We start from the raw sequence: 26,504 nt of genomic DNA, 5'->3' as shown, positions 1-26,504 counted from the left end.
CACCGTCGCCGGCTGAACCCCTGACACAACACCACCTGTGGTCACCGAGAGTGAGTGCGCGTGGGTTGATGCATGCCCTGTCGGCGGTCCCGGGTCGCCCTGACCAGCGTGGGCTGCGGTATCCGCTGTCGGACCTCCTGGCCGTCGCGGGTGCCGCGCGGTCCTGGCGGGGCATCGTCGTTCGCCGCGACCACCGGCAGCCAGGGTTTCCCGGTGCGGAACCCGCGCGTGGACCGCGCACCGGGCAGGCCCGGCGTCCCGCGCCGGAACCGTGCGAACTAATTGACCGACATGAATCACAGACGTAATGTGAGCGATAACATCGCGAGCTCGCTCGAAACGTCGGCCGGGGCTGCGGTCCGTCCCGTCCCCGGGAAACGTTCATGGGGGCGGGCCTCGACGGGCGCACTCTCACCGCGTGCGGGCCTTGCCCGATCGAAGGAGGAACCAGTGGAGCTGCCAGCAGACGCGCCCTCGACGTCGGAAGTCAGGGGCCGTGCGCCGTCCGCGTCCCGGCTGCGCATCGTCACGTGGCTGACGGCCGGGCTCGCGCTGGTCCTCGGACTGACGATGTCGATGACCACGCCGCACGCGGCGGCCGCGGACAACCCGTACCAGCGGGGCCCGGACCCGACCCTGGCCAGCGTGGCCGCCACCCGGGGCCCGTTCGCCACGACGCAGGCGACCGTGCCGCCGGGCAACGGCTTCAACGGCGGGTACGTCTACTATCCGACCGACACCAGCCTGGGCACCTGGGGCGCGGTGGCGATCGTCCCCGGCTACTCCGCGCTGTTCGCCGACGAAGAAGCCTGGATGGGGCCCTGGCTGGCGTCCTTCGGGTTCGTGGTGCTCGGGGTCGAGACCAACAGCCGCACCGACGGTGCCGACGCCCGCGCCACCCAGTTGCTCGCGGCGCTGGACTATCTCACCCGCTCCAGCCCGGTGCGGGACCGGGTCGACCCCGACCGGCTGAGCGTCATGGGCCACTCCGCGGGCGGGGCCGGGACCCTCCTCGCCGCCCTCCGACGGCCGTCGCTGAAGACCGCGGTCGGCCTCGCGCCCGGCGCGCCCGGCAACAGCCTGAACATGTCCACCACCCAGGTGCCCACCCTGCTCCTCTCGGGGCAGAACGACGGCACGGTCACGCCGTCCTACGTGCAGGGCATCTACAACACGCTGCCGGCCTCGGTGGAGCACGCCTGGGCGGAGCTGGCCGGCAACGACCACCTCTCCTTCACCAGGCCGAACCCCACCGAGATGCGGCTCCTGATCCCCTGGCTCAAGATCTTCCTGGACAACGACACGCGCTACACCCAGTTCCTCTGCCCGCTGGCGGACAGCACCGGCGTCTCGCGCTACAACTCCACCTGCCCGCTGGTGCCGCCGGGCGGGCCGACGACGCCGCCCACCACCACGACGCCGCCCTCCGGCCCGCCGACGACTCCGCCGGTGACCACCCCGCCGCCCTCGGGTGCCGCCTGCACGGCGACCTACCGCACCGTCAACTCGTGGTCCGGCGGCTTCCAGGGTGAGGTCACCGTGACCGCCGGCAGCGCCGCCATCAACGGGTGGACCGTCCGCCTGGACCTGAGCGGCGGCCAGAGCATCAGCCAGGTCTGGAACGGCACCCTGAGCACCAGCGGCTCGACCGCGACCGTACGCAACGCCTCCTACAACGGCTCGCTCGCCGCCGCCACCTCGACGAGTTTCGGTTTCCTCGGCTCCGGAACGCCACCCGTCCCGGCGTCGACCTGCACCAGCCCGTGACCAACGCCAGATATTGATCCAAGGGAGAGAAATCCATGCGAACGAGGGCAAGGCTGCTCGCGGCGGTCGCCGCACTGGGTGTGGCGATCGCCGGGGTGGTGGCGGTCCCGGCCGGTCCCGCCAGCGCGGAGTCCAACGGCGGGGTACGCGTGATGCCGCTGGGCGACTCCATCACCGAGGGCACCCAGGTGCCGGGCGGCTACCGCATCGGGCTCTGGCAGCGCCTCGCCGGCGGCCGGTACACCATCGACTTCGTCGGGTCGCAGTTCAACGGGCCGGCCAGCCTGGGTGACCACGACCACCAGGGGCATCCCGGCTGGCGCATCGACCAGATCGACGCGAACATCGTCGGCTGGCTGAACACGCAACGGCCGCGGACCGTCCTGCTGCACATCGGCACCAACGACATCCTGCAGAACTACAACGTGAGCACCGCCCCGAACCGGCTCTCCACCCTGATCGACAAGATCACCAACACGGTGCCCACCGCGGACGTGTTCGTCGCGCAGCTCATCCCGTTGTCCAACAGCAACCAGGAAGCGGCCGTGCGCACCTTCAACGCGGCGATCCCCGGCATCGTGCAGAGCAAGGTGAACGCCGGCAAACGGGTCCGCCTGGTCGACATGCACAGCGCCCTCACCACCGCCGACCTGATCGACGGCATCCACCCCACCTCCGGCGGCTACGACAAGATGGCCGCCCGCTGGTACAGCGCGTTGCAGTCGGTGCCCGGCAGCATCGGCGACCCGGGCAGCGGCAGCGGCCAGGGCACCGCGATCGTGGGCACCCTGTCCGGTCGGTGTGTCGACGTCCCCGGCTCCACCACCACGAACGGCACCCAGGTGCAGTTGTGGGACTGCCACGGCGGCGCCAACCAGCAGTGGACCTACACCTCCGGCAAGGCGCTGACCGTCTACGGCAACAAGTGCCTCGACGCCGCCGGCTACGGCACCTCCCCGGGCACCCAGGTCACCATCTACGACTGCCACGGCGGAGCGAACCAGCAGTGGAACGTCAACGCCAACGGCACCATCACCGGCGTGCAGTCCGGCCTCTGCCTCGACCCGTACAACGTGGGCACCGGCAACGGCACGAAGCTCGTCCTGTGGACCTGCACCGGCCAGACCAACCAGCAGTGGAGCCGCCGCTAGCGGGACGGGACGGGTGGCCTCCGGGGGAGTGCAGTGGCTGCCGGGTTCAGAGACAGCTGACGCCGGTCAGCTCCTCGGCCGCCGCCCAGAGCCGTCTGCCGGCGGCCGGGTCGGCGGCCTGGTGGCCGAGCCGGGCCTCGGTGACCGGGCCCCACGTCTCCCAGAGCCGGGACGGCCCGAAGAACTGGCCGCTCCGCATGCCGGGTGCGGTGGCGGCGTGCAACTGCGGCAGCGCGCCCTGCTCCATCGATTGAATTTCCCGATCCAGACTGCCCGTTTTGGACCGAGCGGGAGAGAACTAGGATCGGGATGTGATGGATGGTCCAGAGCGGGAGGCGTCCGCCGCGAGCCTCCGCCCAAGAATGATCAGAGATTTGATCTCGATGCTGCGGGAGGCGCAGGGCTGGCGGCTCACCGAGGGGAAGTGGCAGGAAGTGGGCCGCCTAATCGCTGACCTGGAGAAGGCCCTCGCTGACGGGGACAACGCCGCTTTGCGTCGTGTACTCGACACTTTGGAAGTTGCGGGGGAGGTGCGAATCACGCGGATAGGCGCGTCGATGCCGCAACCCGTCCCGCCGCGTCTACGGGATCGACTCAATCGCCTCGTGCACGAGTTGTCGCCGCAGGCCGGCGGCCGTGCCGAAGGGGCCGCTGGTGACCGACAACCCCGTCGTTGAGCAGCATCTCGTCATTCACCGCTTCCTCCCGGCCGATGGTCCGCAGGCCCAGGCCGCCGGCCAGGAGTTGCGCGAGCTGTGGGCTGCCTGCCGACGGTCCTTCGGGATGACCGGTCCGATTCACGGCACCAACCTGCCGGCCCATCTGCCCGGGGAGCTGGCCGCTGGGCACGGCGTGCCCGGGGAGGCCGCACTCGCCGCGCAGGAACGGCCCGACAGCGGTTATCAGGCGATCCTGCGGCGTTGCCACGATGTGCTCAACCTGTCGGTGGCGCTGGCACCGCGGGTGGTCGCCGCCGATGAGCGGGCCATCGTCGATTCGACGGCGGCGGATGATCCGGCGCTCTGGTGGGTTGACCTGGACCGGCGCTGGCATCTGGCGAGTGCCGGTCGGTCCGGAACGGTGCTCGGCGAGGCGGTGCTCTGCGCTGCGGTCGTCGCGGGAGCCGTCCCGGTGGGCGAGGCCGGCATCGAGCGGCTCGGCCGTCAGTTGGCGCCGTATCTTCCGCCCGAGCGTGAGGGCGTTGGGTGGTGGTCGAGCGGCCTGCTGGTCGACGACGGGCTGGTGGTCTGGGAAACGACGCCGAGGGAGGACGGGCGGGTGCGGCGGCGCTTCCTGATCGTCGCGGACGAGCAGGCCCAGACTTCACTCAGCGCCTGGCTCTGGTCCGACGGTGGGGTGGGAACTCCGCCGCTGGCCCGCTATCTGCTGCACGCGACCAAGATCCACTATCAGTTCCGGGTGTGGCGACGGGACCGTCACCCGCACGACCAGGTGGACGGGGTGGCCGCCGCAGCCGGCGAGCTTCGGCGGACGCTGGGCTTCCCGGATTCCGCAGGCGGCGCGGCGTCGGTCGGCGCCATGGCCCGCTCCGAGCTGACGGCGGTCCGGTCCGAGGAGTTGGAGGCGGTGTTGACCAGCACCGCGCTCCGGCAGATGCGCCGGACGGTGGAGGTGGCAACGGCGAACATGACCAGAGTTCCCGGGTTCGGCGGAGGGCGGGCCGACGGGCACGATCCGTTCGCCGACGATCTCGCGCTGGCGGGCTGGTTCGCGGAGCAGCTCGCCGACGACGATGCCTATCTGACCGCGGATGCCGAACGGGCGCGCCGGGTCGGTGAGATCGCGGTCGGGCTGCGGGCCGAGTCCGGGCCACCGACGCCGCCGGTCGTCGCGGCTTCGGTCCCCCCGGCCGCCGAACTCGAGGTGGCGCGCCGAGTCTTCGTCGTGCACGGCCGGGACCATCAGGTACGCGACCGGATGTTCGACTTTCTCCGCTCACTGGACCTGCGTCCGATGGAGTGGGAGCCGCTGGTCACCGCTACCGGAAGCACGTCTCCCTACCTGCGGGACGTGGTCGGCTGGGGAGTCGCCCACGCGCAGGCGGCGGTCGTGTTGCTGACGCCCGAGGACCAGGTGAGCCTTCATCCGGATCTGAGACTGCCCGCCGACACCGGCGCCGAGGCTCAGCCTGGCCTGCAAGCCCGCCCCAACGTGCTGCTGGAACTGGGAATGGCGTTGGCCACCTATCCGGACCGGACCCTGGTGATCCAGGTGGGGGAAACCCGACCGGTGGCCGACCTCGGAGGGCTCAACTTCATTCGGCTCAACGACAGCGCGGACTGCCAGCGCAAGATCGCATCCAGGCTGCGGCAGGCGGGCTGCGCGGTGGACGACACAGGATCGGACTGGCTGGCCTCCGGGCGCTTCGCCGGGCTGGAGGCGTACACCCGGCACGTCCGGTCGTGACCCGGGCCGCGCGACGCCGCCCAGGTGGGCGCGACGCGCCGGGCTGCTGCCGCGCGGGGCGAGCGCGGCAGCAGCCCGGACGGGTGCCTCGTCCGGGCGCGGGCTCACATCTGTCGGAGGAAAGCCGCCACGTCGAGGATGTCGACCTGGCTGACATCGGCCGGCCGGAGCACGATCCGTAACTCCGGGCAGAACAGCCGTTGCCGGGACCGGTCGACATAGGAACGCATAATGATCTTGATTAGTTCCTCCCGGCCAACCGGCGGGAGCCGGGCCAGCCCCGAGCCGATCAGCGGCATGGCGAGAACGCCGAGTTGCCCGTGGCGTTCGGCGGCGTCCCAGACCCGGTCCAGGCTGGAGAGCAGCTCCGCGAGGCTCGACTCGGCGACCAGGTCGTTACCCATCCGGCTGTACGCTACGCCGAAGATCCGTCGGCGGGGCTGGCGGAGCACGGCCACCGTTCCGACGGGATAGCGGATCAGCTTTCCCCGGCGTTTGGTCGCCCGGGTCTCGGTGGTCACCTTCGGCGCATCGGCGAGTGCCCGCCGCAGCTCCCGATCCAGCCAGGCGCGGTCACCACCGTACTCGCGTCGCAGCAACTGCCCCTGCACGCTGTCGCTGCTGATCACGATGTCGTCGGTGGTCGAGGTGTCGAAGGTGTCGCTGAAACCGACCACGAGATGCGCGTCCTCCTGCCGGAACAGGTCACCGGTGAGGATCCGTACGGTGGTGCGGGGCGACGTGAAGACCCGCTGGACGACGTTGCGGGGCAGGGCCTGAGCCTCGCGCCGGATGCGGTTCATCAGCTCGGCGAGTTCGGCGTCGTCGGGGCGCTCGACCAGCAGGCTCTGTCCGAACTCGAACGCCCGGTCCCACATTCCGACGTCGCGGTAGGCGCGCAGCAGGGCGCGTTCGGCGGCCTCCCTGGCCTCCCTGAGCTGATGAATGGTCCGCCGGGCGAAGGGGTAGCTCTCCGCGTCGAAGAGGGGACGCCCGGACCAGAGCGCGAGCGCGTCGTTGAGGGTGTCGAGCACGGTCGCCGGGTCGGCGTGGTGCGAGCTGTGGACGAGCCGGCGGAACCGGAAGACGTCGACCTGGTCCGGGTCGATGACCAGGCGGTAGGCCGATGTCCGGCCACGCTCCGTGCGCAGGACCTCGGACCGCTCACCGGGGCGGAGCGGGTCGAGGAGCTTTCGCAGTTCGAGGATCCGTTTTTGTACGAATATCTTGCCCGCTCTGTCGACCGGTCCGCTTCGGGGCGCCCAGACATCGCGGAACAGTTCGTCCACCGTCAACGGCTCGCCGCCGGCCAGCAACAGCCGGATCAACACCGTCGCGGTAGTGGGCGGAAGCGGCGTGGCGACGCCGTCAAGTTCGACGGTCGTCCGCCCGAATAGTCGTACCCGAACTGCCATTCGCGCCCTCCCCGGCCATTTTTCGATAGGCCATCACGGTAGAAAACGCCTTCACCGGAAGCAAACCGGAAGCGGTCGGTAAGCCGACTTTCAGCAGTCCGGCACTTGTTGCGGAAGCGACGCTGCTGATCTGCTGATGTTGCTGGTGGAAGGCTGAGTCGGCAGGCCGGAAAGGTGCGCGGTGGTGGCGGGTCGAGAGGGCGACGAGGAGCACATTCTATGCGAACTCCAGGGGGTGTTGACCGATCTGCTGAAACAATTCCTACCAATGGCCAGTTGGCAGCGGATCGAGTTGCTGGTGATCGCTGCCGATCGGGCGCTGTCCCGTGGCGACCTGACCGAACTCGCTCGGCATGCCGCCCTCATCGAAGCGTCGTTTGCCGTGCGGGCCACCCCGCTGGGCACGCAGCCGAGTCAGCCCGCACCGTACCAGCTACGCGAACGGGTCGTCATCCTCATCCACCGGGCGGACCAGTGGCGCGGCCGGGGCAAGGGCGAAGGGGGTCGGGTGGATGCGCCCCGCACCACTGAGTGATCTCGAACTGGTGGTACACGTCTTCGTTCCGCTCACCGGGCCCCACCACCCGCACGGGCACACCTATCTCGCCCAGGTGTGGCGGCGCTGCCAGGAGTTGTTGGCCATTGTGGAGCCGACCCCGCTCGGCCTGTCGACCGACCTGCCGAGCGATGCCGACGGTCTACCTCCGCGTGACGGTCCGGTCGCGGCGGCCCGGCGGGGCGGCGGGGGTGTCCACCAGATGTTCGCCCACCGCCAGCACGACGTGCTCTGCCTCTCGGTCGTGCTGGCACCCGAGCAGGCGACGAGCTGGCCGGCCCTGGAGGCCGACTGGGCGAGGGCCCGGGGCGAGGAGCATCCGGCTGTGTTGGGCGAGGTTCGGCTCCGCCTGGCCCAGCACCGGCGATCCCGCTGGCGCTCCGGGCGCGCGACCGCCCAGGCGTACGCGTCGCTGCGCGCCGAACTGGACGCCCCGGACCGGTTCGGATCGGTCGAAGGCTCGGCAGGCCGGCGACCGCAGGTGCGTGCCGACGGGCCACCGCCGGGGGCGGCCGCCGTGCCTGGAGGATTCGTGGTCTGGGAGGCGCCACGGTTGCCGGACGATCGACGGCTGCGTCGGATCGTGGTCGTCGCCCCGGAAGGCGCCGGGGAACGGCTCAGCGCGTGGGTCTGGAGCAGCGGCCAGGCCGAACCGGCGTCGCTGACCCGGTACCTGCTGTACACGGCGATGGTCCGCTACGAACTGCGGGTCTGGTCCGCCGGGCAGACGCGGTCGCTGCCACACCAGATCGACGCGCGGCTGGCCCGGCTGCTGCCGTTGCTGGACGCGGTCGCCGAGGAGGACCGACCCGATCCGGCGCAGTGGGACCGGTACGCCCGCCGGCTCGGCCGGCTGGTCGCCGACGAGGCGGGGTTGTTGGACGCGGTCGCCCAGCTGAGCGGCCTGCGTCGCACCGTGCAGATAGCCGCCACCAACATGGCCACGCTCGTGCCGTCATCGGCCGGGGCCGGCGCCCACCGGGATGGCCCGTTCGCCGACGACCACGAACTGACCACCTGGTTCGACCAACAGCTCGACGACGACCTCACCTACCTGCGGGCGACGCTGGCGCGTACCACCAGCATCGGTGCGCTGCTCGACCGCTCGGTACGGCGTTGGGAGGCCGCCCGGCGGGAGCGCTACACCCTGGTGCAGACCGCAGTCGTCGGCGCGGTCGTGATGGTGCTGACCGCAACCCAGGCCCTGCGCTATCAGGTGCCGCTGCCGACGCGGGTCCAACCGGCGGTGGTCGTCGGCCTCGGGGCGGTCGCCTTCTACCTGCCCCTGGCCGTCATCCGCCTGGCCTCGATCCGCCGGGGCGGCACCACACTCGTCGAGTACCTGGCCCTGGCCGCGCTGGTCGCCACCGTCCTGTGGGTCGGGCTGGCCTGGCTCGCCAACGTCATGCCGATGGGCCGGGCGTGGAGCGCCGTGTTGGTGCCCGGTGCCTTCCTGACGACGTTATTCGCCCTGACGACCCGGCGTGCCTACCGGCGCCGACGGGCCGAATCCGGCCGCCGGTCCGCGACGGAATGATCGCCGACCGGCTGCCAACCCGGCCACGAAAGCCTCCGAGACGGATGTGGAGACCATGACGCGAGACCCGTACGACAGCAGTGACCCGGCGGACGAACCGGCCGGCGGTAGGCCGGGCATCCAGGCGACTGCCGGCGGCGACGAGGACATCCGGTCGGTGGAGGAGGTGGAGGAGGAACTGCCCGACGGGGAGCCGGCCGAGGCCACCGCGGACCGGCTGTGGGAGATCGGCGCGGCGCTCACCGCGATCCAGCACGAACTCGCCCGACAGAACGAACGGGCGGCGGCCCGGGAGCGGGTCATCGACCGGCTGCACGAGGAGAACCTACGGCTACGGTCCGGCGAGTACCGGTCGGTGACCCGGCCGCTCGTCACCGATCTGCAGAGCCTCCGCAACGACCTGCTGCGGCAGGCGGCCACCCTGAGTGCCCCCCTGGCGGTGCCGACCGTGGCAGAGCTGCTGGGCAGCTTCGCCTACAGCATCGAGCTGACCCTGGAACGCGCCGGGGTCCGGGTGCTGCGCGCAGCGGCCGGGGCCCCCTTCGAACCGGGAACCCATCGGGTGGCCCGGGTGGTCCCCGCGGACGATCCGGCACAGGACGGCACGGTGGCCGAGCCGGTCGCCGACGGCTACCGGGACGTCGTCTCGGACCGGGTGCTCCTGCCCGCCTCGGTCGTCGTGTGCCGCCGGTCCGCCACCCCGGTGCCGGTGCGTACCCCGACGCCGCCGGCACCGGCCGGCCCGGTGGACCCGACGCACTGACGTCGACCAACGAACAGCCCGCACGAAGGGCTTCGAGGACAAGGGGAGAGAGATGACTGAGCAGCTCACCTACTTTGGCATTGATCTGGGCACCACCTACTCGGCGATCTCCTACATCGACGAGACGGGCCGCCCGACCGTGATCCGGGACCTCATCGCCGAGAGCGACACCATGCCCTCGGTGGTCTACTTCGAAAGCGCCGACAACGTGGTGGTCGGGGCGAACGCGCGCAACATGGCCCGGGTCGACCCCGAGCACGTCGTCGAGCGGGTCAAGCGCCAGATGGGCCGGGAACGGCAGTGGGAGTTCTTCGGCGAGACGCACACCCCCGAGTCGATCTCCGCGTTGATCCTGCGCCGACTCGCCGAGTACGCCCAGGAGTACACCCAGCGTGAGGTGCGACAGGCGGTGATCACCGTGCCGGCGTACTTCGGGATGTTGGAACGCGACGCCACCCGCAACGCCGGGGTGCTGGCCGGGCTGGACGTCCTCGGCATCGTGCCGGAACCGGTGGCCGCCGCGTTGCAGTACGACCTGATGGACGGCGCCGCCGAGCGGACCGTGCTCGTCTACGACCTGGGTGGTGGCACCTTCGACACCACCGTGATCCGGGTCGGCGCGGACGCCGTGGAAGTGATCTGCACCGACGGTGACCAGGAACTCGGCGGTGCCGACTGGGACGACCGCCTGGCCCAGCACCTGCTCCAGGAGTTCGTCGCCGCGGCCGGGCCGACCGAGGAACCGGCCGAGGACGCCCAGTTCATGCAGGACCTCTACCTCACCGCCGAGCAGGTCAAGCGGCAGCTTTCCCAGGCCACCTCGCGAACCGTCCCGCTGCGCTTCGCCGGCGCCTCGGCGATGATCACCATTACCCGGCAGACCTTCGAGGAGATCACCCGGGACCTGCTGGACAACACGATCGCGATCACCGACCGTACGCTGGACAAGCTCCGCGACAAGCTCGGCGGCGATCCGCGACAGCTCGTCGACGAGGTGCTGCTGGTCGGTGGCTCGACCAAGATGCCCGCCGTGACGGCCCGGCTCGCCGAGACCTACGGCTGGCGTCCGCAACTGCACGACCCGGACCTGGCGGTGGCCAAGGGTGCGGCCCGCTACGCGCTCAGCCGCGCGGTCTGGCAGTCGGCCGACCCGGCGGCCGAGTCCGCCCCGACCGCCGAGGAACGGGCCGAGCGGGTCAACGAACTGGCCAACCTGACCGGGCTCAGCGCCGAGTCCATCGCCGAGGTCTCCCGCAAGCGGATCACCACCGTGCTGCCCAAGGCGTTCGGGGTGAAGCTGGTCGACACCAGCAAGCCCGGCTGGGAGGAGGACACCGAGGCCGCCTCCTACGTCGAGCACCTAGTGCACGCCGACGACCCGCTGCCCTCCGGGCCGCACCCCCTGGTGGCCGGCACCGTGGTGGAGAACCAGCAGGAACTGAAGATCGAGGTCTACGAACAGGCCGGCACGGTGGAGAGCGCCGAGCTGTTCGCCAACAAGGCGGTGGACCGTGGCGCGGGCACCATCACCGGGCTGCCGCCGATGCCGCAGGGCGCTGCGATCAACATCAGCATGACCGTGGACGACAACGGCCTGCTCACCGTGCACGCCGTCGAGCCCACCTCCGGCAAGGACCTGACCATCGCCGTCCGGGTCAGCGTCCTGTCCGAGGAGGAGATCCCCCAACTGCGGGCGAAGGTGTCGGCGATCTCGGTGAGGTCCTGAGTCGATGGAATTCGACCCCGCCCGGTACGACCGGGAGGTGATCGGCCCGTTGCGCGGGCGCCGGGGCCGGCTGCCCGACGGTGACCTTCGGGTGCGCTACGCCGTCGAGCCGGGGATGGACCGGGCGGCCCTCGAACAGCGGCTGCGAAAGGTGCGCACCTACTGGAACCAGAAGGCCAGTGGGCCGGCCGCGCAGGCGGCGACCGGGGTGTGCAAGCGGTTGCTCGCCGCCGACGAGGAGCTCAAGCGCACGGCCGGCAGCGCCATGCTCGACCCGGCCTGGTGGGAACAGCAGGCGACGGCGTACCGGCAGCGCGCCCGGGGCGCCCTCGACGGGCTGGTCCGTGACCTGCGCGATTCCTACGGCGGCTCCGGCCGGGTCACCCCGGGGCAGCTCGCCGCCATCGTCGCCCATCATCAGGCCACGTTCGACCGCGACCAGCTCGACCAGGCGGTCCGCCAGGCCAAGCTGGTCGTGGTCGAGCCGGTGGAACTGCCCGCCGACAGCGGGATGGAGCGGACCGCCTACCGCACCCTCACCGAGAACCTGGGCATCGCCGGGGCGCAGACCATCGTGCACCTGCTCCATCCCGACCTGCGGCAGCCGTTCCGGCTCTGCGCCGGCTTCGCCGTGCCCGGCCGACCCGAACTGGCGCTGACAGCCGAGGTGGTGCGGGCCCGCAGCGTCGCCGAGAACGCCGCCGCCGACTCGCCGGTGGTGCGGGCCCGCAAGGCGGCGCTGGTCGCGCTCCGCACCGCCGCCGATCGTGGCATCGCGCTGGCGAGCATCGCGCTGTTCCAGGCGGCCGAGCAGCTGCGGCAGGGGCGGGCCGCCGGGCTGGCGGACCGGCTGCTGGTACGCGCCGCCGTCGATCTCGGTCTGACCCCGGAGGACGCCGAGCTGCTGGTGCTGAGCATGCCCGCCACCGTCGCCGCTGCGGCCACCCCGGCCGACCAGGTACGGGAGCTGCTCGGCCGGGGTGAGCTGCGGACCGCCGCGCAGCGGCTGGCCGCCGTGCCGGCCGAGCACGCGGACCGGGAGACGCTGCGCCGGGAGATCGCCGCCGCCGAACAGCGGGTCGTCGAGTTGCTGGATCAGGTGGACCAGGCGCTGGCCGCCGACCGGGAGGAGGCGGCGGAGCAACTCCTGCGGCAGGCGCTGGCCGCCGCCACCGACGACGACGCCCTCGACTCCCGGCTGCGCCGGCTGCGGCCACCGCCACCGCAGGACCTGCGGGTGCGGCCGGGCGCGCCGACTGTGCTGAGCTGGGCACGGCCGGCCACCGAGCGCACCGATCTGCGCTATCGGGTGGTCCGCGGCGACGGTAGCCCGCCCGAGACCCCGCAGGCGGGAACGCTGGTCGCCGAAACCACCGAGCCGACGGCGGCGGACCCGGAGCCGCCGGTCGGCACCCGCTGCGGCTACGCCGTCTTCGCCGCGAGCGAGTCGGGCGCCTGGTCCCGGGCGGTGACCGCGACCGCCGTCCTCACCCCACCGGTGGGGGAGGTGACGGTGCTCGCGACCCAGCAACAGGTCACCCTCACCTGGCGTCCGCACCCGGCGACGGTGGCGGTGCGGGTGCGGCGGACCGAGTCCCGACGCCCCGGCTCCCCGGACGACGGCACGCCCATCCGCGCCGAGCTGACCGGGCTGACCGACGCCGCGGTCCAACAGGGCCGGGACTACCACTACAGCCTGGTCGCGGTCTACCGGGGGCCGGCCGGCCAGCAGGTCACCTCAGCGATGGTGGTGGTCACCGCGGCACCGCGTCCCCGGGCCCGCCCGGTCGAGTCGCTCGCCGTCGAACCGGTCCGGGTGATCGGGAACCGGGTCCGGGTCCGGATCTCCTGGCTGTCCCAACCCGGCATACAGGTCCGCATCCGCCGGGCCGGCACCCCGCCACCGTGGCCGGTCGGGGCCACGGTGCACGAGCCGGCGCTCGACGGATACGGCGCCGAGGTCACCGGAGCTCCCACCGAGGCCGACGGACGGTGCGTGCTGGAGGCCGACGTGCCCCAGGGCTTCCACGTCTACCTGCCGTTGGCCGTCGGCGGGGAGGGGGTGCTCGCCGGCCGGCCGGTGACCCAGGGTACGGCCGCGCCGGTGGAGCGGCTGCGTGCGCAGCGTGCCGGCGACCAGGTGAGCATCTCTTGGGTGTGGCCGGACGCGGTGAGCCTGGCCGAGGTGACCCACGCCCGCGACGGCTCCCCGGACGAGGTGTTCCAGGTCAGCAGGAGCCGCTACCTGCACGAGAAGGGTTGCCGGCTGACCGCCGACGATCGACCCGGACGGGTCGCCGTGGTCGGCATCGCGGTGGGTCCGGCCGGACAGTCCCGGTCCCCGGCGGTCTGCTGCGACGTGCCGGGCCGTCCCGGCCGGCTCGCGTACACCGTCGAGCGGCTGGCGGGGCTGCGCAACCGGTTCTCCCCGCGGCGGGCGCTCGCGGTCACCGCCGAGCGGGACTGCGCCGTGGCGCACCTGGTGGTGGTGGCGCGGGCCGGTCCGGTGCTGCCGGTGCGGCCCGACCAGGGCCGCGAACTGCTGCGCGTCTCCGATGTGGAGTTCGGGGCCGGGCAGACCCGGCGGTTCGAGTTCGACCTGCCCAGGGAGCTGTCCCGTCCGTACTGGATCAGGTGTTTCGTCGATCCCCCCTCCGGCGCGGTCCTGCGGGACCCGCCGGTCGACCAGTTGAAGGTGTGACGTGATGCGCCGGAAGACCTCCTGCCCCTACTGCTACCACCGGATCCCCGCCAAACGGTTCTGGTACCAGTGCAACGGCCGTGGCTCGGTGAACCGCCCCGGCTGTCCGGCCATCCGTGACGAGGCGCGGGAGAGCGGGACCGGGTTCAAGGGGATCGTCCGTCCGTCCTTCCGCCCCGGCTGGCACCGGGTGCGGCCGGTCTTCCCCCGCCAGGCCAGCTGCCCGGGTTGCGGATCGCTGACCGGCATCCGGGTCTGCCCCCGCTGCCACACCCCGCTCCCGGTCGGCTTCGACCGGTCCCGCAGCCCGCTGATCGCGATGATCGGGGCGAAGAACACCGGCAAGACGGTCTACCTGACCGTGCTCGCCAACGAGCTACGCACCACGCTGCGCCGCCGTTTCCACGCCGACGTGCGGTTCACCGGTGACGCCCAGGGCGGTGCCGAGTCCCCGCTGCGCTGGCTGGAGAAGAACGTCAACCAGGTCTACCAGCGGGGGCAGCTGTTCGCGCAGACCGCTTCGGCGGGCAGCGACGGCCGGCAGGAGGCGTTGGTCTTCGAGTGGCGGCAGGCAGGCCGGCGGACCCTGACCGGGCTGCGCTTCCGCACCACGTACCTCTCCTTCTACGACACCGCCGGTGAGGACCTGAGCAGCCAGGGCCGGTCCCGGACCCTGAAGTACCTCGACGCCGCCGACGCGCTGATCGTGCTCCTGGACCCGTTCACCCTGCCGCAGGCGGCAGACCGGATCACCGCGCCCGACGACCAGGAAGGGACCCGGGAACCGGCCATCACCGTGCTCGGCAACGTGACCGACACGCTGCGGGAGAGCCGGCGCATCCCCGGCGACAAGCCGATCCGCCTGCCGGTGGCGGTGGCATTCGCCAAGATCGATGCGTTCTTCGACGTGCTCGGCGGCGACAACCGGCTCTTCGAGGCCCCGGACGAGTCCACCGCCCACTACGACGAGACCGCCGGCCGGGACACGCACGAGCAGGTCCGGGCGCTGCTGCACGAGTTCGGCGGGGACGAGATCGACAGCCACCTGAGCACCAACTACACCAACTTCCGCTACTTCGTGGTCTCGGCGCTCGGCGCCCCGCCGGACTACGCCAACCAGAAGGTGGACCCGGGCGGGGTGCGCCCCTTCCGGGTGGCCGAGCCGCTGCTGTGGCTGCTGAGCCGCTTCGGCGTGGTCCGCCCCGAGGCGAGGCGTCGATGACCCCCGACCCCCCGCCGCCGGAGAGCGGCTTCGAGGCCCTCGTCTACACCGACTGCCGTCCCGGCCAGGGATTGCAGGGCACCGCCGGACTCCAGTTCCAGGCCCGCTCCCCCGGAGCCGACCAGCAGGACATGGCCCTGGTCGAGGGAAACCTGCTCTACGAGGCCCCGACGAACTGGATGGGGGAACGTCGCCCCGCCGACCGGTACCCGCCGTCCCTGTCCCACGTGCACGACGGCCACCGCTACGCCACGGCAGCCGGGTGCTATCTCGGCCGGGAGGCCAACGGGAACCGGGAGGGTAACCAGCTCACCCACGCCCTGCTCACGACGGACCCGGACGCCTACGGGCCGGTACGTCCCGCCCAACTGTTCGGCGCCTCCTGCTGGACCCGGCAGCCGGCCCCCACCACGAGCTGCGCGCCACCTGGCGACGACTGGGAGCCGGGGCCGCTGGACGCCGCCCGGGTCCGGGACCTGGTCCGCGCCACCCCCGGCGGGCGCGACCTGCTCGCCGACCTGGTCACCGTCCTGGGCCGGCTCGACCGACCCGACGCCGCCCGGGTGCTCTTCGTCTGCCCCGATCCGGCGCTGGTGCTGGGCTGGATCACGGCCGCCACCCTGCTGCTGCCGCAGCGGGTGGCGCTGACGATCGGCTTCAAGGTCTTCACCACCCGACCGATGCACGCCAACCAACCGGTGCTCGCCGTGCATCCGGAGTGGGAGAACCCCTACCCCGCCGTCGGCAACGACCAGGGTTTCGTGGTGGTGGACCTGACCCGCGACACCCGTACCCCGGTCGACGCGACTCCGACGGCCCGCCGCTGGGCCGACCTCTTCCTCACCGCGGACCCGTACGACGTGGTCGACGCCGTCGAGGCCGCCGCCGCCTCGGGGCTGCCGCCCGAGCAGGCCACCGCGGTCGCCGCCGTGGCGGTGCTGGGACAGCCGCCGACCCCGCAGGAGGCCGAACCGCTGGTCCGCTGGCTGCGCGGCGGCCCGACCCGGCAGGTACGCGACTACGGCGGCCCGGTGCTGGACACCCTCACCGCCGAGGTGACCCGCTGGCCGGCGGAGGCGCTGGTCCTGCTCGACGAGACCGCCCACACCGGGAACCGGGCCGACCCGGGCAGCCCGGTGTGGGCCGCCGACCGGGTCGCCGCCGTCCGGCAGGCCCTGGTCGCCGCCGAGCTGCGCCGGGCCGTCGACACCGGGCAGGTGCCCGGCGGCCAGCTCGACCCGCTGCCGCCGCGGGTCTGGACCGGCGCACATCAGAAAACGGCCCAGCGGCTGCTGACCGAGGAGCTGAGCCGGGCCGACCCGACGGCCTTCGAGGCGTTGTTGCGCGCGGCTCGACGCTGCGGCCTCGCCGTGCCGTTGCCGGAGATTCGCCAGGCAGCCCACGCCTTCGCCGTCGACTGGGCCGAGCACCCCGAACACGGGTACGACCCGGGCGGCTGGCCGGACGGGGAGCTCCTGGTGGACCTTCGCAACGACGTGTTGCGCGATCGGGTGGAGCGCGACCCGGACCGGGCCGACGCGATCGGCGACGCCTGGTGGCGGACGCTGGAACCCAGGTTGACGGCGATCGAGACCCGGCTGGACGAGGCGGTGGTGACCGCCGCCGTCCGGCACATGCCAGCGGCGCAGCGGCACGAACTGGTCGACCACTTCCTCCGGGGCGCGGCAGATCGGGGACCGGGCACCGTCGAACGGCTGGCCCGGATACTGTTCCGGCGGGCGACGGCGGACCCGCACGAACTGGCGCTGCTGGCGCGCAAGGCGCCGCCAGGCACCGTGCTGCCGGCCGAGGCGGTCGCCGGGCTGCGCGAGAGCCTGCTGACCGCCCAACGACTGCCGACCGAGGAACTGGCGCTGGCGCAGCGGCTGCTGCGCCGAGGCCTGTTGCCGCCGGATCCGAAGCTGGCCGAGCTGTTGAAGGCCGAACAGGCCGTCGACGAGCTGGCGGCTGCCCTGGCCCGAGCACGCGGATCCGACGTGCGGCTGCGGTCCCGACTGGCCGCGTTACCCCGCGCCGTGGTCCGTGCCCACGACACCGAACTGCTCTCCGCGTTGCTGACGAACCGCCACCCGGCCGGGGTGCTGGAGCACCTGACGGCACTGCCGGAGTTGACCGCGGCCTACGCGCAGCGCCTGCTCGCCCTGGTCCGCCGGCCCGGGGAGCCGTGGCACGTGGCGGTCGCCTTCGCGCTGGCTGCCGACTCCGGTGCGCTGCCCGAGCTGGAGCCCGATCTCCGGCTCCAGTTGGCCCGGGGCGTCCGGCGCTGGCTGGGTAGGGCCGAGGAGCGGCCGTTGGCCGCCGCCGAAGAACTCGTGACGGGGCTGCGCCGCCACCGGCTGACCAGCCGGTGGAAGCAGTTGGTCGCCGACGCCCGCAAACCGGGCCTGCTGTCCCGACTCTGGCATCGGAAAGGGTGACCGATGGGCTACCACCACGACCCCTATGACCCCTTCTACCGCCGTCCGCTCCTCGACGGGGAGACCGTCAAGTGGTTGATGATCCTCGCGGCGATCGGCGTCTATCTGCTCTTCTGCCTACCGTTGCTCTTCCTCGCCCTGTCCCAGTTCACCGCCGTGGCCGTACCCGTGCTGATGGCCGGCGGGGCCGGCTGGGCGATCATCCGCACGATCACGTTGCTCGCGGGACGACGCCCAGTGCCGATCTTCACCCCGGATCGGGAGGCGGCCCGCTCCGCCCGGCGTCGGCAGCGCAGGCCGTACCTCACCGTCGACCCGGCCTGGCCCAGCTACTGGGTCGGCCAGGTGTTCATCGACCAGTGGGAGGCGATCCGCTGGGTCGTCCGGGACCTGCTGCCGCTGATGCGCTTCACCGGGCGACGCCTCGACGTCCGCAACCGCAAGAAGCTGCTGCTGCTCTGGCCCCTCTTCGCGATCTTCGGCGCGATCGGGATCGGGATCGGCATGACGCTCGGGGTGGTGCTGGCCGTGACGGTCAACCTGCTCGCCACCGCGGTCATGCTGCTGCTCGGCGTGGTGACCACCGGGCTGCTGCGGCTCTACGAGCGGCTTCGGCAGCTGCGGCTGCGCGCCGCCGCCAGTTGCCCGGCCTGCTACCACGTGTCCCGGCTGCCGGCCTACCGTTGCCCCGGAACGCATCCGCAGGGCGGCAACCTGCACCGAGCGCTGCGCCCCGGCCGGCTCGGACTGCTGCGGCGCACCTGCGACTGCGGCACCGTGCTACCGGTCACCCGGGGGCGGGCCAGCCAGCAGCTGACGGCCCTCTGCCAGCTCTGCGGCCATCCGCTGCACCGGGGGGCGGCGGCGATCACCGACGTCCGGATCCCGGTCTTCGGCGCCACCTCCTCGGGCAAGACCCAACTGTTGACGAGCACCCTGGTCGGGCTCACCGCGCTCTCCGGCACCCGGGACACCGTGGTCGAACTGGCCGATCGCGACAGCGAGCGGACCTACCGACAGAGCGTCCAGATCGTCAACGGGACGGCCGCAGTGCACAAGACCAGTACCGACTGGGTGCCCTTCGCCACCACCCTGCTCCTGCGCCACCGGGGACGGGACGCGCTGCTGCATCTCTTCGACGCGGCGGGCGAGAACCTGACCGACCCGACCAGGAACGCCGCGTACGGCTATCTGGACTTCGCCCGCACGCTGGTCTTCGTCCTCGACCCGTTCGCCATCCCGGAGGTCGGCGAGCAACTGTCCTCCTTCCCGGAGACCGAGCGGCAGGCCAACGCGTCCCAGCACGATGCCGAGGACTCCTACAACAGCACGGTCAACCGACTGCGTCGTTACGGGGTGGCCACCGAGCGCCAGCGGATTGCGTTCGTGCTCACCAAGGGCGACCTGTTGGCCAAGCTGCCGGTCGGTGCCGGCATCGAACCGGGCCACGACGACCCGGCCGCGGTGCGCCGCTGGCTGGTCGACCGGCAGATGGAGAACCTGCTGCTCACCGCAGAACGGGACTTCGCCGAGGTCCGCTACTTCTGCATCAACGGGAAGGACACGGGCCGGCAGGGAGCACTGGCTCCGATCGGCTGGCTGCTGAGCCGGGAACGGATCGCTCTGACCTGACGGAAACCATCGCGGGCCCGGCCTCTGACGACCAAGGGTCGACCCGCACCAACCACAGGAGCTGACATGTCCACCGAACCGATCCCACCCGGTTACCGGGCCGGCCGGGCCGTGCTCATCGTCGTCCAGGTCCTCACCCTGCTCGCCCTGGTGGCGCTCACCGCCTGGCTCGCCGTCGAGGTGGTGCAGTCCGCCGACACGTCGGCGGGCACGCCGTGACCGGATATGACCCCGGCGTCCCGCTCGGCATCGAGCTGGGCACCACAGCAAGCGAAGACTCCCCACCGCCCGGCGACACCACCGGCTCGGGCGCGACCGGCCCGGCTCAGGACGGGCCCACCCTCCTGGCCGGCGTGGTCGACCTGTTCCACCGCTACGTCGCCCTGGCCGACGACAACGCCACCGAGGCCGCAGCGCTCCGCGCGGAGCTGCTCGGATACCGCAGCGCCTGCGCCGCTCTGCCCGCCGGACCCGAACGGGACACCGCCGCCCTTCACCTCGGGCTCGTCCTGGCCGAGAGCGACCGGCCGGAGGATCTGCGCCCGGCGGTGGAGCTGCTGGCCGGCCCGGTCTGGTCCCTGCCACCGGAGCCGGTGGTCGCCCTCGGTGCTGCGCGGCTGGCCTGGGCGCTGGTGCTGATCGGCGCTCCGCCGCAGGGCCCCACGCTGTTGGCTGCGGTCGACCGGGCCCTGATGCTGGTCGAGCCGGCCGAACGGGTGCGGTACGCCCAGCTCATGGCCCAGCTCTGCGGCGAACGCCACGGCCGCACCGGCCGACCGGAGCTGCGGGAGGCCGGTATCCGGCTGGCCGGTGCCGGGCTGGCCGGTGCCGGGGTCGAGCCGCAGGTCGTCCTGGAGCTGCACTTCTGGCGGCTCACCCTCATGCTCTCGGGCCCCGACTGGCAGACGCTGCTGCGGGCCCGGCCGGAAGCGGTCACCGAGGCGTACCGGGCATGGCTGGCGGCCGAGCCGTCCGATCCGCGCGACTGGCTGGCCGCCGTGCTGGCGCTGGCGGCCCTCCCGGCCTGGTCCGCGGGGCGTCCGCCGTTCGCGCCGTCGGTCTGGCGGCAGTTGTACGAGCAGGGCCGCCGGGCGAAGGGTCTGCCGGGGACCGCCCAGCTCGGCCTGGCTACCGGTCAGCGGTTGCTCGATGCGATGGGCGTCGTCCCCGGCGATCCTGATCCGTACGCTGGCGCGGACGATCTGGACCGTCTGGTGCGGGCTGGTGCCACCGGCGGATCCGCCGAGCTCGGGCGGGATCTCTCCGGCCTGGCGGGACAGCTGCTGCCGCTTCTGGTCCTCCTGGACGCCCACCGCTCCGGCGACCTGGCGGCGCTGCACCGGGCCGAGGCGGCGCTGGCCGACAGCGCCGACCCGGTCGTCAGTCAACTGGGTGCCATGCTGCCGGACGCGCGCCGGGCCAACCAGAGCCGGAGCCCCGAGTCGGCCCGCCGGATCCTGGACGACGTCCGGCGGTTAGCGGAGCAGAATCCCGCCGACGAACTGATCCGGTTGTTGGTCGACATGTTCGAGTCGTTGCTGCCCGCATACGGGGTGCGGGCCGCCTCGGACCCGGGCGGGTCGGCGGCACGCGGCGGCCTGCCGCGGCCGGTCGGCACCGATCCGGCGGTCGCCGGCCCGGGACCAGCTGGGGCCGCCAGCCCGTACTCGGCACTCGACGTGCCGCTACTCGGCCAGGCGATGATCCTCTCGTCGCTGGCCGGCCGCTGGATGGCCAACCGCAACGACCCCGACACGTTGCGGCAGTTGGCCGTCGAGCTGGAGCGGCTGCTCGACCAACCGACCGCCGGCACCGCGGTGATCGAACCGGCCGTGGAGGTTCTCGCCGAGATACGGCTGGACCTTGCCCGGCTCACCCGGCGTCGCGCCGACGCCGCCGAAGCGGTGCGCCAGAGCGAGCGGGCGCTCACCGTCGTCGGCGGGCCGTACGCCGCCCGCTGGCCGGGCGTCGTCCGGCGGCTGGCCGAGGCGTTGCGCCTGCGCTCCCGGGGGGTCGACGCGGACCGACGCCGGGCCCGGGAGCTGGGACTGGCCGTGCTGCGCGGGTACGCCTGGCAGACCCTGTTGCAGTCGCGGACCGAGCATGCCGTCACCGCCGCGGCGCGGGCTGCCGCGGAGGCGGTGTACACGGCGGTGCAGTGCGTCCACGACGGCGCCCTCGACGACGCGGTCCGGGCCCTGGACGCCGGGCGAGGTCTGGTGCTCTACGCCAGCACCGCCGCGCGGTCGGTGCCGGCGATGCTGCGGGCGGCCGGCCGGACCGACCTGGCCCGGCGATGGGGCGAGGCGGACCGGGCGACCGACGCGGCAGCCGCTGTCGTGGGTGCGGGCGCGCTGGACGCGGGGATCGTTCCGGACGACCTGAGACACCAGGTGCTACGGGTGTTGACCGGCATCGAGCCGGGTCAGCAGCCGGCGGGGAGCGAGGCTGTGGCCAGTTCCCGCCGGTCGGGCGCCGCGACCGGCGCCGCCGTGGCCCTGCTCGACCCGCCTTCCCTGACGGAGATCCGCGCTGCTCTGCGCGCGCAGCGGCTCGACCTGCTGGTCTACCTCGTCCCCGCGCAGGACCGGCAGGCCGGGCTGATGGTGCTGGTGCCGGCGGAAGGCGCGGTCACGGTGCTGCGCAGCGCGGAACTGGGCAGCGGTGCCGGGGAACTGCGGGACTATCTGCGAGCGCTGACGGAACGCCAGAGCGCACCGGAGGAGCGAAGCGCCGAGGCGGCCCTCCGTTGGCGGGACCACCTGGAGCTGCTCTGCGACTGGGCGTGGCGGGCCGCCATAGACCCGCTGATGCGACACCTGCGCCGGCAGCGGGGCGGACCGGTGCCCCGGATCGGTCTGGTGCCGATGGGCCCGCTCGCGGTGGTGCCCTGGCACGCCGCCCGCCGCTTCGAACGGGGCGTGCCGCACTACGCGGTGCAGGATCTGGAGATCTCCTACGTCCCCTCGGCCCGCCTGCTGTGCCAGGGCGCGGAGACGATCACCGGTGGTCACCACCGTCGGGTCCCCGATGCCCTGATGATCGGCGATCCGGGTGGAGACCAGGGCGTCGGCGGGGAGGCAAGGGCCGTCCGGGACGCCTTCTACCCGGGTCTGCCGCTGCACGTGGGGCCGGACGCCTCCGTCGCCCGCCTGCGGGACTGGCTGGTCCGACCGGCGGACGGGCAGCGGCGTCTGCTGCACCTGGGCTGTCACGGCACGGTCGAGGCGGAACGGCCGTGGGAGTCGCGGCTCCAGTTGGCCGGCGGCGAGCACCTCACCGCGGGACAACTGCTCGATCTCGGCCGGGACCGGACGGCTCTGGTCGACGTTGTGCTGCTCGCCGCCTGCGAGACCGGCCTCACCGGTGCCGACTACGACGAGGCGTTCAGCCTGGCCACCGCCTTCCTGGTGGCTGGCGCACGGTCGGTGGTCGGCAGCCTCTGGGCCGTCTACGACGACGCCACCTCGCTCGCCATGTTCATGATCCATCACTTTCTCCGCGACCGGGGACTGCCCCCGGCCGCCGCGCTGCGGGCCACCCAGCTGTGGATGCTGGACCCTGACCGTCTCGCCCCCAGCACCATGCCCCCGAAGCTGCGCGAGCTGAGCATGCGACCGCGCTGGGCCAAGCCGTTCGCCTGGTCGGGCTTCATCCACCTGGGCGCCACGTCGGGCTGAGCCGGCAGCGCCGGGCCCGGTCGGCGCAGGACCGCTCGGCGGCCGGGGGCGGTCGACGCCGTCCGTGGGCGGACGCTCCGGGGCACCCGGCACCCGGCATCCGGCACCCGGCACGCCGGCCACCGGAAGCGGCCCGGAAGCGGAATCGCAGCATGGCGTGCCTTTCGCGGGAAGCCGGGCGTCGGATCGGATGGTCACAGAGCCCACGAGGGGAGAGGGACTGTGCGGACGTCGATGGCGCTGCTGCTGATCGCGCTGGCGATCACGTTGATCACCTTGCTGGTCGTGTCGATAGTGCTGTTCGTGAAGCTGGTCCGGATCGGATCGCTGATCCGGAACGACCTGATGCCGGTCAGGGGAAAGATCGCCTTCTGGACCGGCGTGATCTACGCCCTGAGCCCGCTGGACGTGCTGCCGGATCCGATCTACCTGGACGACATCGGGCTCTTGGCCGGGGTGCTCGTCTACGTCCGGCACCTGGCCAGCCAGCACGGCATCGGCGGTCGGTGAGCCGGGCCGTCGACATCCACGACGGCGGCTCCCGCAGTGGCGACGCCGCCGGGCGCGTCGAGGCGGGGCGAGTGGCCGGCGGATGGATCTGCGGCGAATTATGCGGGTTGAGTTTGCGGAAAACTTGATTGATTCCAGAAGAGTGGGCTAGGTTCGGGGGGTGACGCCCGACTTCGAGACCCAGCTCCGGGCGGTCTCGTTGCGCGTGACCCGGCCCCGGTTGGCGGTGCTCGCCGCGCTGCGCGACCACCCGCACGTCGACACCGACACCGTGATCGCCCTGGTCCGGGCGGACCAGCCCACGGTCTCCCACCAGGCGGTCTACGACGTGCTCCGGGCGCTCACCGATGCCGGCCTGGTGCGGCGCATCCAGCCCGCCGGCGCGACCGCCCGGTACGAGTGCCGGGTGGGGGACAACCACCACCACGTCGTGTGCCGCTCCTGCGGCGCGATCGTCGACGTCGACTGCGCCGTCGGCCATGCTCCCTGCCTCACCGCCTCCGACGATCACGGCTTCGCCGTCGACGAGGCGGAGGTCGTCTACTGGGGCACCTGCCCCGGCTGTGCGGCCGAACGCACCTCCCCGCGAACCGAACGCACCTCCCAGCGATCAGCCAGTCCGGAAGGAAACCGATGAGCGACACCCAGGACAACGCGCCCGTCAGCGCGCAGGGCGTGGACAAGAAGGAGGCGGCCGGCTGCCCGGTCGCGCACGACTCCGTGACCGCGCAGGGCAGCGAGAGCGAGAACCCGGCGATCGACTCGCCGACGCCGAGGACGGGCGGTCGTCCCCGCACCAACCGGGACTGGTGGCCCAACCAGCTCGACCTGTCGGTGTTGCACACCCAGTCGCCCAAGGGTAACCCGCTGGGGGCCGACTTCAGCTACGCCCGGGAGTTCGCCAAGCTCGACGTCGAAGCCCTCAAGCGGGACATCGTCGACGTCCTCACCACCTCCCAGGACTGGTGGCCGGCCGACTTCGGCCACTACGGCGGCCTGATGATCCGGATGAGCTGGCACGCGGCGGGCACCTACCGCATCGAGGACGGTCGTGGCGGCGCCGGTGACGGCGGCCAGCGGTTCGCCCCGCTCAACAGCTGGCCGGACAACGCCAACCTCGACAAGGCCCGCCGGCTGCTCTGGCCGGTCAAGCAGAAGTACGGCCAGAAGGTCTCGTGGGCCGACCTGCTCGTGCTCGCCGGCAACGTGGCCCTGGAGTCGATGGGCTTCAGGACCTTCGGCTTCGGCTTCGGCCGCCAGGACGTCTGGGAGCCCGAGGAGATCTTCTGGGGCCCGGAGGACACCTGGCTCGGTGACGAGCGCTACGCCTCCGAGAAAGAGATGACGCCCGGCGTCGGTGCGACCGAGATGGGTCTCATCTACGTCAACCCGGAGGGCCCCCGCGGCAACGCGGACCCGGCCGCGGCGGCGCACTTCATTCGCGAGACCTTCGCCCGGATGGCGATGAACGACGAGGAGACCGTCGCCCTCATCGCCGGTGGCCACACCTTCGGCAAGACGCACGGCGCGGGCGTCGCCGACGACCACGTGGGCCCCGAGCCCGAGGCCGCCCCGCTGGAGGCGCAGGGCCTGGGCTGGCTGAGCACCCACGGCAGCGGCAAGGGCGGGGACGCGATCACCAGCGGTCTCGAGGTGACGTGGACCGACCGGCCCACGCAGTGGAGCAACCGCTTCTTCGAGATCCTGTTCGGCTACGAATGGGAGCTGACCACCAGCCCCGGCGGCGCGAAGCAGTGGGTCGCGAAGGACGCCGAGGCGATCATCCCGGACGCCCACGACCCGGCGAGGAAGCACAAGCCGACGATGCTCACGACCGACCTGTCGCTGCGCGTCGACCCGGCGTACGAGAAGATCTCGCGCCGCTTCCTGGAGGACCCGGACGAGTTCGCGCTGGCGTTCGCCAAGGCGTGGTACAAGCTGCTGCACCGCGACATGGGCCCGGTCAGCCGCTTCCTCGGGCCGTGGGTCCCGGAGGCCCAGCTGTGGCAGGACCCGGTGCCGGCCGTCGACCAGGGCCTCGTGGGCGACGCCGATGTGGCCGCCCTCAAGGCGAAGGTCCTGGAGTCCGGCCTCACCACCGCCCAGCTCGTCTCCACCGCCTGGGCCTCGGCCGCGAGCTTCCGTTCCACCGACAAGCGCGGCGGCGCCAACGGGGCGCGGATCCGGCTTGAGCCGCAGCGCGGCTGGGAGGTCAACCAGCCCGAGCAGCTCGCGACGGTCCTGGCGACCCTGGAGGGCATCCAGCAGGAATTCAACTCCGCCGGGGGCTCGAAGATCTCCCTCGCCGACCTGATCGTGCTGGCCGGCTCGGCGGCCGTCGAGAAGGCGGCGCGGGACGCCGGAGTCGAGGTGACCGTGCCGTTCCGGCCGGGCCGCACCGACGCCTCGCAGGAGCAGACCGACGTCGAGTCGTTCCGGGTCATGGAGCCGCGCGCCGACGGATTCCGCAACTACCTGCGCCCGGGCGAGAAGACCCAGCCGGAGGTGCTGCTCGTCGACCGCGCCTACATGCTCGACCTGACCGCGCCGGAGATGACCGTCCTCGTCGGCGGCCTGCGCGCCCTCGGCAACAACGTGGGCGGCACGGCGCACGGCGTGCTCACCGACCGGCCGGGCGTGCTCACCAACGACTTCTTCACCAACCTGCTCTCCCCGGGCACCCGGTGGAAGGCGTCGGAGTCCGAGGAGCACGTCTACGAGATCCGGGATCTGGCCACCGACCAGGTGAAGTGGACCGCCACGGCGGTCGACCTCATCTTCGGCTCCAACTCCCAGCTGCGGGCCCTCGCGGAGGTCTACGCCAGCGAGGACGCGCGCGAGAAGTTTGTGGTCGACTTCGTCGCGGCCTGGACGAAGGTGATGGAACTCGACCGGTTCGACCTCGCCTGACCGGCTCCGAGCCTGAATTGCTCCGAGCCTGATCCGTTCTCGAACCGGCGGGCCCCGGTCGATCGCCAG

19 protein-coding genes are annotated in these 26,504 nt (G+C 72.2%); 17 read left to right on the top strand and 2 right to left on the bottom strand.

Translation table 11 applies throughout. The annotated features are described in order from the left end of the window. The first annotated feature begins 450 nt into the window (after nucleotides 1-450). The gene (locus ACFT41_RS20715) at nucleotides 451-1,767 is read left to right on the top strand and encodes a cellulose binding domain-containing protein (protein ID WP_377588018.1); all 1,317 of its coding nucleotides are present in this window, start codon (nucleotides 451-453) and stop codon (nucleotides 1,765-1,767) included. Nucleotides 1,768-1,802: 35 nt separating this feature from the next. Further along, on the top strand, nucleotides 1,803-2,918 hold the full coding sequence (locus tag ACFT41_RS20710; protein ID WP_377588017.1) for a ricin-type beta-trefoil lectin domain protein: 1,116 nt from the start codon (nucleotides 1,803-1,805) through the stop codon (nucleotides 2,916-2,918). 46 nt (nucleotides 2,919-2,964) lie between these two features. Here the strand turns inward: ACFT41_RS20710 and ACFT41_RS20705 are convergent, their stop codons facing one another. Then, nucleotides 2,965-3,165, bottom strand: coding sequence for a hypothetical protein (locus ACFT41_RS20705; RefSeq protein WP_377588016.1), 201 nt, complete (start codon nucleotides 3,163-3,165; stop codon nucleotides 2,965-2,967). A gap of 67 nt (nucleotides 3,166-3,232) precedes the next feature. Between ACFT41_RS20705 and ACFT41_RS20700 the strand changes: the two genes are divergently transcribed. Both ACFT41_RS20700 and ACFT41_RS20695 read left to right on the top strand, forming a co-directional pair. Next, the gene (locus ACFT41_RS20700; RefSeq protein WP_377588015.1) at nucleotides 3,233-3,595 is read left to right on the top strand and encodes a CATRA system-associated protein; all 363 of its coding nucleotides are present in this window, start codon (nucleotides 3,233-3,235) and stop codon (nucleotides 3,593-3,595) included. Next, nucleotides 3,573-5,345, top strand: a complete 1,773-nt coding sequence (locus ACFT41_RS20695; RefSeq protein WP_377588014.1) for a CATRA conflict system CASPASE/TPR repeat-associated protein — start codon at nucleotides 3,573-3,575, stop codon at nucleotides 5,343-5,345. The genes ACFT41_RS20700 and ACFT41_RS20695 overlap by 23 nt, the downstream gene beginning before the upstream one ends. A gap of 104 nt (nucleotides 5,346-5,449) precedes the next feature. Here the strand turns inward: ACFT41_RS20695 and ACFT41_RS20690 are convergent, their stop codons facing one another. Beyond that, nucleotides 5,450-6,673 (bottom strand): macro domain-containing protein, encoded by a 1,224-nt coding sequence (locus ACFT41_RS20690; RefSeq protein WP_377613954.1) that lies wholly within the window; start codon nucleotides 6,671-6,673, stop codon nucleotides 5,450-5,452. Between the two features lie 271 nt (nucleotides 6,674-6,944). Here ACFT41_RS20690 and ACFT41_RS20685 point away from each other — a divergent pair, with 271 nt between their 5' ends. From ACFT41_RS20685 to katG, 13 genes are all read left to right on the top strand, one after another. Further along, nucleotides 6,945-7,295 (top strand): CATRA system-associated protein, encoded by a 351-nt coding sequence (locus ACFT41_RS20685; RefSeq protein WP_377589409.1) that lies wholly within the window; start codon nucleotides 6,945-6,947, stop codon nucleotides 7,293-7,295. Further along, nucleotides 7,273-8,853 carry a CATRA conflict system CASPASE/TPR repeat-associated protein gene (locus ACFT41_RS20680; RefSeq protein ID WP_377589410.1) on the top strand — a complete coding sequence of 527 codons (1,581 nt, stop codon included), beginning with the start codon at nucleotides 7,273-7,275 and terminating at the stop codon, nucleotides 8,851-8,853. Before ACFT41_RS20685 ends, ACFT41_RS20680 begins: the two co-directional genes overlap by 23 nt. A 55-nt stretch (nucleotides 8,854-8,908) precedes the next feature. After that, nucleotides 8,909-9,616: a nucleotide exchange factor GrpE gene (gene grpE / locus ACFT41_RS20675; RefSeq protein ID WP_377589411.1), complete on the top strand. Its 708-nt coding sequence runs from the start codon at nucleotides 8,909-8,911 to the stop codon at nucleotides 9,614-9,616. A gap of 52 nt (nucleotides 9,617-9,668) precedes the next feature. Continuing rightward, nucleotides 9,669-11,342, top strand: coding sequence for an Hsp70 family protein (locus tag ACFT41_RS20670; RefSeq protein WP_377589412.1), 1,674 nt, complete (start codon nucleotides 9,669-9,671; stop codon nucleotides 11,340-11,342). Nucleotides 11,343-11,346: 4 nt separating this feature from the next. After that, nucleotides 11,347-14,043: a hypothetical protein gene (locus tag ACFT41_RS20665; RefSeq protein WP_377589413.1), complete on the top strand. Its 2,697-nt coding sequence runs from the start codon at nucleotides 11,347-11,349 to the stop codon at nucleotides 14,041-14,043. Between the two features lie 4 nt (nucleotides 14,044-14,047). After that, nucleotides 14,048-15,265, top strand: coding sequence for a hypothetical protein (locus ACFT41_RS20660; RefSeq protein WP_377589414.1), 1,218 nt, complete (start codon nucleotides 14,048-14,050; stop codon nucleotides 15,263-15,265). Then, nucleotides 15,262-17,703, top strand: a complete 2,442-nt coding sequence (locus ACFT41_RS20655) for a GTPase-associated protein 1-related protein (protein ID WP_377589415.1) — start codon at nucleotides 15,262-15,264, stop codon at nucleotides 17,701-17,703. Before ACFT41_RS20660 ends, ACFT41_RS20655 begins: the two co-directional genes overlap by 4 nt. A gap of 3 nt (nucleotides 17,704-17,706) precedes the next feature. Next, nucleotides 17,707-19,335 (top strand): hypothetical protein, encoded by a 1,629-nt coding sequence (locus ACFT41_RS20650; RefSeq protein WP_377589416.1) that lies wholly within the window; start codon nucleotides 17,707-17,709, stop codon nucleotides 19,333-19,335. A gap of 66 nt (nucleotides 19,336-19,401) precedes the next feature. Next, a complete protein-coding gene (locus ACFT41_RS20645; RefSeq protein ID WP_377589417.1) occupies nucleotides 19,402-19,554 on the top strand; it encodes a hypothetical protein in 153 nt (50 codons plus the stop codon). Then, nucleotides 19,551-23,015 (top strand): CHAT domain-containing protein, encoded by a 3,465-nt coding sequence (locus tag ACFT41_RS20640; protein WP_377613953.1) that lies wholly within the window; start codon nucleotides 19,551-19,553, stop codon nucleotides 23,013-23,015. The genes ACFT41_RS20645 and ACFT41_RS20640 overlap by 4 nt, the downstream gene beginning before the upstream one ends. A gap of 234 nt (nucleotides 23,016-23,249) precedes the next feature. After that, complete coding sequence (locus ACFT41_RS20635; RefSeq protein WP_377590278.1) at nucleotides 23,250-23,525, top strand: hypothetical protein; 276 nt, start codon at nucleotides 23,250-23,252, stop codon at nucleotides 23,523-23,525. A gap of 160 nt (nucleotides 23,526-23,685) precedes the next feature. Further along, nucleotides 23,686-24,162 carry a Fur family transcriptional regulator gene (locus ACFT41_RS20630; RefSeq protein ID WP_377590280.1) on the top strand — a complete coding sequence of 159 codons (477 nt, stop codon included), beginning with the start codon at nucleotides 23,686-23,688 and terminating at the stop codon, nucleotides 24,160-24,162. Further along, nucleotides 24,159-26,435 (top strand): catalase/peroxidase HPI, encoded by a 2,277-nt coding sequence (gene katG / locus ACFT41_RS20625; protein ID WP_377590282.1) that lies wholly within the window; start codon nucleotides 24,159-24,161, stop codon nucleotides 26,433-26,435. Before ACFT41_RS20630 ends, katG begins: the two co-directional genes overlap by 4 nt. Nucleotides 26,436-26,504 lie beyond the last annotated feature (69 nt).

It is taken from the genome of Micromonospora sp. NPDC057141, assembly GCF_042670805.1.
Lineage (GTDB): Bacteria > Actinomycetota > Actinomycetes > Mycobacteriales > Micromonosporaceae > Micromonospora.
The sequence above is the reverse complement of the archived record's forward strand: the minus strand, read 5'-3'. Positions and strand labels throughout refer to the sequence as shown.

Excerpts from the sequence above, each read along its gene's own strand:
- ACFT41_RS20645 (WP_377589417.1), top strand. The coding sequence starts at position 19,402 with ATGTCCACCGAACCGATCCCACCCGGTTACCGGGCCGGCCGGGCCGTG.
- katG (WP_377590282.1), top strand. The coding sequence starts at position 24,159 with ATGAGCGACACCCAGGACAACGCGCCCGTCAGCGCGCAGGGCGTGGAC.
- ACFT41_RS20655 (WP_377589415.1), top strand. The coding sequence starts at position 15,262 with ATGACCCCCGACCCCCCGCCGCCGGAGAGCGGCTTCGAGGCCCTCGTC.
- ACFT41_RS20705 (WP_377588016.1), bottom strand. The coding sequence starts at position 3,165 with ATGGAGCAGGGCGCGCTGCCGCAGTTGCACGCCGCCACCGCACCCGGC.
- grpE (WP_377589411.1), top strand. The coding sequence starts at position 8,909 with ATGACGCGAGACCCGTACGACAGCAGTGACCCGGCGGACGAACCGGCC.
- ACFT41_RS20665 (WP_377589413.1), top strand. The coding sequence starts at position 11,347 with ATGGAATTCGACCCCGCCCGGTACGACCGGGAGGTGATCGGCCCGTTG.
- ACFT41_RS20650 (WP_377589416.1), top strand. The coding sequence starts at position 17,707 with ATGGGCTACCACCACGACCCCTATGACCCCTTCTACCGCCGTCCGCTC.
- ACFT41_RS20710 (WP_377588017.1), top strand. The coding sequence starts at position 1,803 with ATGCGAACGAGGGCAAGGCTGCTCGCGGCGGTCGCCGCACTGGGTGTG.
- ACFT41_RS20660 (WP_377589414.1), top strand. The coding sequence starts at position 14,048 with ATGCGCCGGAAGACCTCCTGCCCCTACTGCTACCACCGGATCCCCGCC.
- ACFT41_RS20635 (WP_377590278.1), top strand. The coding sequence starts at position 23,250 with ATGGCGCTGCTGCTGATCGCGCTGGCGATCACGTTGATCACCTTGCTG.
- ACFT41_RS20700 (WP_377588015.1), top strand. The coding sequence starts at position 3,233 with ATGGATGGTCCAGAGCGGGAGGCGTCCGCCGCGAGCCTCCGCCCAAGA.
- ACFT41_RS20680 (WP_377589410.1), top strand. The coding sequence starts at position 7,273 with ATGCGCCCCGCACCACTGAGTGATCTCGAACTGGTGGTACACGTCTTC.
- ACFT41_RS20670 (WP_377589412.1), top strand. The coding sequence starts at position 9,669 with ATGACTGAGCAGCTCACCTACTTTGGCATTGATCTGGGCACCACCTAC.